Raw genomic sequence first — 7,517 nt, 5'->3', positions numbered from 1 at the left:
TTGTTGAACCAGTCGTTGGCCACCGTGGAGACATCGCGATGGTATTCGTTGATATTTCCATGGAAGTTATTCGTGCCGCTCTTGGTGATGAGTTGGAACTGACCACCGCCTCCGGTACCGCTACCGGCCATGTTGCCGGCTACGGTGCCACGGAACTCCTGGATGGAGTCGACCGGCGCGTTACCGACGATGGTAGTGCTGCCGCCGGCTGCAATGTCATTGACGTCCAGACCGTCAATGGTCATGGTGTTCTGGTCGGTGCGGGCACCCGCAGCCGAGATGGTCAAACCGTTGACGCTGCTCACTCCTGGCTGGAGCGTGAATAAGCTGGCGGGTGAGAGGCGACTCAGAGTCGGGAGTTCGTCAACTGCCCGAATGTCGAGGTTATTGCCGATGGTGGCATCGATGGTATTGATGGTGTTCCGTTGGCCCTCGACTGAAACCTCAATGGCGACGGCTTCGCCGGCCTTCAACTGGGCGTTCTGGGTGCGCGAGGAGGCGACCAGAAGCGGTACGTTGGTGAAACGCGCATCGGAGAAGCCGGTGGCGGTGAAGGTTACCTCATAGGTCTGGGCGGGGACTACGGCCGGAATGCGGTAGAAGCCTTCCTTATTGGTGGTTGCCGTATAGACAACTCCAGTGAGTGGGTTCTTCAGCGTCACGGCGACTCCGGGGATGACGGCGCCGGAAGCGTCAGTGACTACGCCGGCCAGAGAGGCCAGATCCTGACCCTGCTGGGCGCGGAGGCCTCCGCAGATAAATGAAACCAAGGCTAAAAGCACGAGGCATCGTGTGATTCGCAACATAGATGGACTCCTTAAAAACGAAAGGGGACGGCTCCCGGGTGAGAGCCAAAGGGGATACGGATATGGAAGGCGTATTGTTCGCCTGATCCAGAGGATATTTTCTCAGGTGAGGAAGAGGTTCTCGCGGGTTATTAGCTGAAATGGTTCCAGCCTGGACATCTGGAAATCCGTGCATAGAGGGAAATCTCAGGGCGGTACTTGTTCTTGATCTTCAACCGGAGCGTCCCATCTTACACTGGTGGACATGTGTGGCATCGTTGGATACATCGGACCCAAGCCTGTTGTTCCCGTCATCATTGAAGGTCTTCGCCGCCTGGAGTACCGCGGCTATGACTCAGCCGGAATCGCTGTTGCCGGTTCCGCCTCCGGGTTGGAGCTTCGCCGGGCTCCGGGGAAGCTGCGCAATCTGGAGTCGGTGATCGCCGGCCAGCCGCTGCACGGCAACTACGGTATTGGCCACACGCGCTGGGCGACTCATGGGCGCCCCACGGAGGAGAATGCCCATCCTCACCGCGACTGCAGCGGAACGCTGGTGGTGGTGCACAACGGCATCGTTGAGAACTACCTGCAGCTCAAGCAGGAGCTCACGGYCAAAGGGCACGGCTTTGTCACCGAGACCGATACCGAGATCATCGCCCACCTGATCGAAGAGGAACTGAAGGCTGGATCGGATACGGGTGCCGAGGCGCTGGAGGCTGCCGTGCGGCGGGCGGTGAAGCGCCTGACCGGAGCCTTTGCTATCGGCGTGCTCTCGGCTAATGCTCCGAACACGCTGATTGCGGCGCGCAACGGACCTCCGGCAGTGATCGGTATTGGCGATGGGGAGTACTTCCTCGCCTCGGATGTGCCCGGCATTCTGCATCACACGCGTGACATTGTGTATCTGGCTGATGGTGACCTGGCGGTGCTTACGCCCGCTGGCGCGCGGTTTACCGACTTTGACGGCAACCTGGTGCATCGCACGCCGCAGCGCATTCTGTGGGACCCCATCCAGGCAGAGAAGGGTGGCTACAAGCACTTCATGCTGAAGGAGATCAACGAGCAGCCGCGCGCCATCCGTGACACCACGCTGGGGCGCGTCTCGCTCGACAGCGGACAGGTCTTCCTGCCCGATCTAAAGCTGGGGCCGGAGGAGTTCCGCCGGGCGACTCAGCTTACGATCGCGGCCTGCGGAACCTCGTGGCATGCGGCGCTTGCGGGTAAGTTCATGATCGAGCGGCTGGCGCGTCTGCCAGTCGAGGTGGATTACGCCAGCGAGTATCGCTACCGCTCGCCGATCGCCAGCCCGAATGAGATCGGTCTGCTGATCACGCAGTCGGGCGAGACGGCCGATACCATTGCGGYACAGCGCGAGATGATGTCACTTGGAATCCCGACGCTGGCTATCTGCAATGTGGTGGGCGCGGCGATTACGCGCGAGGCGCATGGGACGATCTCGACGAATGCGGGGCCGGAGATTGGTGTGGCGTCCACGAAGGCCTTCACCGCGCAGCTCACTGCCTTGTTCACGCTGGCTCTATACCTGGCGCAACAGCGCGGCACGGCGGCGGCGGAGCAGAGTTTGCACCTGGTGACGGAGCTCTCGAAGATTCCGGGCAAGGTAGAGGAGGTGCTGCGCTCGGTGGATGACGCGTGCGCGAACCTGGCGAAGTCATTCTCCAATGCCCGCGACTTCCTCTTCCTTGGCCGCGGCATTCATTACCCCATCGCTCTCGAAGGCGCTCTGAAGCTGAAAGAGATCTCTTACATCCACGCCGAGGGCTATCCGGCGGGTGAGATGAAGCATGGGCCCAATGCGTTGATCGATGAGAGCCTGCCGGTGGTGGTGATTGCAACACAGGATCCGACGGACCCGCAGTCGGTACTGAAGTATGAGAAGACGCTCTCGAATATTCAGGAGGTCACGGCACGCTCAGGCCGCGTGATTGCGATTGCGACGGAAGGTGACCACGAGATCAGCAAGCTGGTGGAACATACGCTGCATGTTCCCGCGGCTCCGGAGCTGTTGTTGCCGATTCTGGAGACAGTGCCACTGCAGTTGCTGGCGTATCACATTGCTGTCAGGAGAGGATGCGATGTGGATCAGCCGAGGAATCTGGCGAAGAGTGTGACGGTGGAGTAGTTGAGTCTTGACAAACTTTCTTATAGCGTTAAAATGCATCTAGATATAGTTTCTAGACGGATATGCCTTTCAGCAGGCTGGAGACTAGTCTCCAGCCTGCTGAAAGGCATATCCATCAATGAACTACAGAGAGGGACTACGATGCCGCCTAAGAAAATTTCCAATTTGGTTTTAAGCACCCTCTCTTCTGATAAGGAGTACAGTTCGGCCGAGTTCTTGGAGAAGATGAGGAAACAGGGCGTTAATGATGCCGATGCTCGAGAGGCAGTGGCATTCTTGCTCTCCGATCATCAAATAAAAATGACCTCCAAACGAAAGCTGACTAAAATGACTGCGTAGCAGAAGGTTGTTTGTTACGCTTGGTGGCGTGCCAAAGAAACCGTCCAGATTAGATAGAGAGTTTCAATCGCAGTCTTCTCCAAATGATGGCCGATCTCCTGCTCAGCACGACAGGGATCGGCTTCTCTATTCTTCGGCGTTTCGCCGCCTTGCCGAGGTTACCCAAGTTGTTACCGCTAATAGCGGCTATGTCTTCCACAACCGCTTAACTCACTCTCTGCAAGTGGCTCAAGTCGGGAGACGAATGGCGGAAAATTTGATTCGCCAATATGACAAACATCTCGATATATCGAAACACCTCGACCCAGACGTAGTTGAGGCGGCAGCTCTTGCACATGACTTAGGTCATCCCCCTTTCGGTCACGTAATAGAAGAAACTATTTTTTTGAAAGCGTACAGCGACGGAACAAATCCCTAAAAAATAATAAGGTGCTGAAGCGTAGAAAGGAGCTCGAGACGGCTTTTACTGAGCTGTTGTCGCAAATATTGTCTCCAACTCAGCCATATAAAGGGACACAAAAGCAGAGGGGTAGCCTAAGATCTTTTACGTCCGCTCTCATCGGGCGATACGCTTCGGCTATCTCGATCGAATTGTCCAAGGGGAAACCAGTTTTGCAGATAGACCCAGACTTAAAGGACGAGGTCTTTATGCTTAAGGAATTGACATGGACATACGTCATTGAAGATCCGAGTTTGGCTACTGAACAAGCTGGCCAAAGAAATATGGTTCGAAAACTCTTTCAGATTTATGTGGACGAAGCGCTTACTCGGAAGCGCACCACGATGTTGCCCGTATATTTTCAAGAACGTTTAGATGAAGCATCCAATGATTCTGCGCGTAAGCGAATTTGCGTTGATTTGATAGCAAGCATGACTGAACTCCAGGTACAAAGGACTTATTCACGGCTTATGGGTTTTGCCACCGACGGAAGTCTGCTTGACCCTCTCCGTTAGAAAATATTTCTACTGACCTGGAAAACGCGTACGTACCTGGTATTGCGGGCCATTGTCCCCTGACACGCTTTCATAGAGACAAAAATTCTCTGCGAGATACGCAGAGGAGTTTGACCTCATGAGCTGTTGGGGCGGAATTCTCGTTCCTCTCGGTGTTCGCGCCAGTGTGATGTGCGGATGATAGGGCCGGTCATCAGAGGCGAAGCCGCAGGTAGCTGTTTCCCTTACGATTTGATGTTGAAGTCTGGCGAGGTTTTCATCCAATCGCACTCCTGCAAACAGGACCCCGGCGCGTTCGAAGGTGTCCAGGCCATCGACTGCGACCTGAAAAGGATGCATCGGTACGAAACGTAGTGCCCGTACCAGGCAGTCGCACTGCTGCTCATTGCAGTTGCCAAGGAACTGTAGAGTGATGTGCCAGCCTTCGGGATCGGTCCAGCGGATCTTTCCTATCCGCGGATCAATCGTTGCGCGTAGCCTGTCAACCACCGAGCGCAGTGCTTCCCTGGTCTCGTCTGCAACGGGTAGGCCGATGAACAGGCGCATTGCAGTTATGGCAGAGCGGCCACGACTCGCCGGGCGGCGAGTGAGAGCAGCAGGCGGGAGAAGCCGCTGAAGAGGATGGCGATGCCCACCAGCGTTCCCGGAACCCAGGCGGCTGCGCTGGGCAGATGCGCCCAGATCATCAGTGCCACCACGATCGAGAAGACGCCGTCGAGCAGCATCCAGCCGCTGCCCGGCATGCCGCGCAGGCCGAAGCCTCCGACAAGCTCCACGATGCCTTTGATCAACAGATAGGCGGAGAGGATCAGTGTCAGGCTGACGAGGCCGGCGAGCGGATGGAGCAGCAGGTAGATGCCGCCGAAGAAGTAGGCCAGCGCCACGAGTGCTTCCCATACGACGGCTCCGGCGCTGCGCACATGCCAGGCAAACCAGACATGCGTGGCTCCGCTGAGCAGCAGAAGCCAGCCGATAACGGTGGTGACGGCCACGCCCGCAGCCAGCGGGGCGATGATGGCGAAGAGGCCGACGAGGATCATCAGGACGCTCAGGGCGATCGACCAGCCGATGGACTCCCGGGCAATGCTGCGAACGGACAGGGTCATGCGGTTCACCTCGATTGCGATGTTAGGGCTCGGGCGGAATGAAGATTAGTGTCCGCCGTCACATCAGTAGCGTTTGATGACCTCGCGATGGCGTTCGATCCACCAGCAGGCGCCTTCGCCGGCCTGCGGGAAGATGGACCGGCTGCAGGCGGCCATCCATTGGCCGCCATAGTAGTACTCCAGTTTGTTGCCCTTTAAGGAAGCGATCTGAACTTCGGTGCGCTGCACCTGGTCCATCCCACCGCCTCGTACAACGCGGATACGCCACACGGCCCAGTCACCCATATACAACGCCATGGTGGCGACGGCTCCGATGCCCAACGCCCAGGCCAGTTTGTGCAGCAGCCACGCACCCATGCAGACGAGCCTAGCAGAGGCGTCGATTCGGTAGGGGACAGCTGCTCTCGTGTTCTTTTAGAGCTTTTCCAGTAAAAAGTGCTTAAAAAGATTAGTAAGGAAACAAAAAAAATAATTAAACCAGTTGCTTAAAAAGTTCAGCGCAATCAGTTCACCAGTCAGATTGGAACCTTCAATGCGTATGAAGTCGCCAAGCCCAGGAATATTACCTTCCAGGAAGCATTCGTTTTCTGGATTGTGAATCTGAAGCTAGGCGGCGCGTTTCTTGCGGGCTTCGACGACCTTTTCGTGCAGCAGCTCCTTGGCATGTTCCAGCACTTTGCGGCGTGTGGGTGAGAGGGATTTGCCGGCGCGGTTTTCGAAGAAGACCAGCATGCGCATGCCGGAGGCCGGGCCCTTGGGCGAGACCTTCTTTGAGGCCAGCTGCCGCGCGATGGTGGCGGCACCCTGTTTGAAGAGCCCCTCTTCAGGGTAGGTGGATTCGGTGTTCACCTTGGCCGACCACCGGCGGGATGTGCCCTTTGCGTGCGAGCCGTTAGCGTGCGAGCCGTTTGCATGAGAGCCGCTGGCGCTCATCTTTGCCTGTTTTTTTGTTGTGGCCATAGCGGGAACCTCCTTCGGTAGCAAGGTCTGATGCACAGTCAGCAAAGAAGGTCGCCGATCGTGGTGAAACGCGGCGCCCGTAGTATGACCCCGCGGCAGTTCAGGAAGCGCTAGAAGATTCGCAGCGAGTTATGTTACCGTGGGTCCCTCCCTCGGGAGCTTGATCACGATGAAGAAGCTTCTACGGCTGAGCATCGCTGCTTTAATACTGGCGATTGGCGTTGCATTCCTCTCCTTCGCCATGTCGTCGGGCAATGCGGCTAATAAAGACTTCATCTCCTATTGGGCTGCGGGTAAGCAGCTGCTGCATAAGCAAAATCCTTATGGTCCGGGGATCCTGGCTGTCGAGAAGCAGGCCGGTTTCATCGACAATCGTCCGTTCTACATGCGCAACCCGCCGACGGCGTTTCCGCTGGCTGTGCTTGCGGCATTGTTCAGCCACAAGGTGTCTGCCATCCTCTGGTCGCTGGGCCTGGTGCTCTCATTGATGGCCTCTGTCCGGATCATCTGGGAGATGCATGGGAGACCACCTGACCGGCTGCATCTTATCGGTTACTTGTTTCCGCCCGCCCTGGCCTGTCTGACGGCGGGGCAGATGGGGATCTTCCTGCTGCTCGGCGTCGTTGTGTTCCTGCGCTGGAAAGACTCGAGGCCTTTCCTCGCCGGGATGGCTCTGGTGGTCTGCGGCATTAAGCCGCATCTCTTCCTGCCCTTTGTCGTTCTGCTGCTGTTTCACCGCCGTGCTCTGCTCGGGGCCGCGACAGCGGTTGGGGCGACGGTTCTGTTCTCCCTCGTCGTGGATCCGCAAGCCTGGCAGCAATACCTGCAGATGGTGAGGAGTTCAGAACTTCAGAATGAGTTCATTCCCACCCTGAGCCTGGTGTTGCGCATGGTTCATCGCTCCTGGCCCTGGCTCCAGCTTGTGCCTGCCGCCATTGCTTGTGTCTGGGTTTACTTCAAACGTCCCGAATGGAACCTTGTGCTGCTCGTCTCCGTGTTGGTCGCACCCTATGCGTGGGTGACAGATGAGTGCATCGTGTTGCCGGCATTTATGGCTGCACTCTATCAAGCGAAGTCGTTGACGCCCTTCGCCTGCGTGCTGGTGGTCGGGTTGCTGGAAGTCCTGGTCGGCGCCGGGATGACGTCGCCGTTTTACCTGTGGACTCCGCTGGCCTGGTTGGGCCTTTATCTGTATGGCACACGTTCCGTGAAGGTTGCCGTGCCTGTTCC

The 7,517-nt window shown here is 57.2% G+C and carries 9 protein-coding genes; 4 read left to right on the top strand and 5 right to left on the bottom strand.

Annotation, left to right across the window (positions count from 1 at the left end):
- Positions 1 to 806: carboxypeptidase-like regulatory domain-containing protein (locus AB4043_RS17425; RefSeq protein WP_442307632.1), on the bottom strand; the 806-nt coding region annotated here is incomplete at its 3' end.
- A gap of 244 nt (positions 807 to 1,050) precedes the next feature.
- Here AB4043_RS17425 and glmS point away from each other — a divergent pair.
- From glmS to AB4043_RS17410, 3 genes are all read left to right on the top strand, one after another.
- Positions 1,051 to 2,928 carry a glutamine--fructose-6-phosphate transaminase (isomerizing) gene (gene glmS, locus AB4043_RS17420; RefSeq protein WP_442307631.1) on the top strand — a complete coding sequence of 626 codons (1,878 nt, stop codon included), beginning with the start codon at positions 1,051 to 1,053 and terminating at the stop codon, positions 2,926 to 2,928.
- Between the two features lie 346 nt (positions 2,929 to 3,274).
- On the top strand, positions 3,275 to 3,685 hold the full coding sequence (locus AB4043_RS17415) for an HD domain-containing protein (RefSeq protein WP_442307630.1): 411 nt from the start codon (positions 3,275 to 3,277) through the stop codon (positions 3,683 to 3,685).
- Positions 3,686 to 3,696: 11 nt separating this feature from the next.
- Positions 3,697 to 4,221: a hypothetical protein gene (locus AB4043_RS17410; protein ID WP_442307629.1), complete on the top strand. Its 525-nt coding sequence runs from the start codon at positions 3,697 to 3,699 to the stop codon at positions 4,219 to 4,221.
- A 9-nt stretch (positions 4,222 to 4,230) separates the two neighbouring features.
- On the opposite strand, the gene thpR is transcribed toward AB4043_RS17410, so the two are convergent.
- From thpR to AB4043_RS17390, 4 genes are all read right to left on the bottom strand, one after another.
- A complete protein-coding gene (gene thpR, locus AB4043_RS17405) occupies positions 4,231 to 4,767 on the bottom strand; it encodes an RNA 2',3'-cyclic phosphodiesterase (protein ID WP_442302110.1) in 537 nt (178 codons plus the stop codon).
- 5 nt (positions 4,768 to 4,772) lie between these two features.
- Positions 4,773 to 5,327 (bottom strand): HdeD family acid-resistance protein, encoded by a 555-nt coding sequence (locus tag AB4043_RS17400; RefSeq protein ID WP_442302111.1) that lies wholly within the window; start codon positions 5,325 to 5,327, stop codon positions 4,773 to 4,775.
- Between the two features lie 63 nt (positions 5,328 to 5,390).
- Positions 5,391 to 5,684, bottom strand: a complete 294-nt coding sequence (locus tag AB4043_RS17395) for a hypothetical protein (RefSeq protein WP_442302112.1) — start codon at positions 5,682 to 5,684, stop codon at positions 5,391 to 5,393.
- Positions 5,685 to 5,933: 249 nt separating this feature from the next.
- Positions 5,934 to 6,287: a DUF3175 domain-containing protein gene (locus tag AB4043_RS17390; RefSeq protein ID WP_442302113.1), complete on the bottom strand. Its 354-nt coding sequence runs from the start codon at positions 6,285 to 6,287 to the stop codon at positions 5,934 to 5,936.
- A 169-nt stretch (positions 6,288 to 6,456) separates the two neighbouring features.
- On the opposite strand from AB4043_RS17390, the gene AB4043_RS17385 reads away from it, so the two are divergent.
- Positions 6,457 to 7,517 (top strand): glycosyltransferase family 87 protein (locus AB4043_RS17385; protein ID WP_442307628.1); only part of this gene is annotated, 1,061 nt, incomplete at its 3' end.

Source organism: Terriglobus sp. YAF25, from assembly GCF_052113305.1.
Classification (GTDB): domain Bacteria; phylum Acidobacteriota; class Terriglobia; order Terriglobales; family Acidobacteriaceae; genus Terriglobus.
This window is presented reverse-complemented; position numbering and strand designations above follow the sequence as displayed.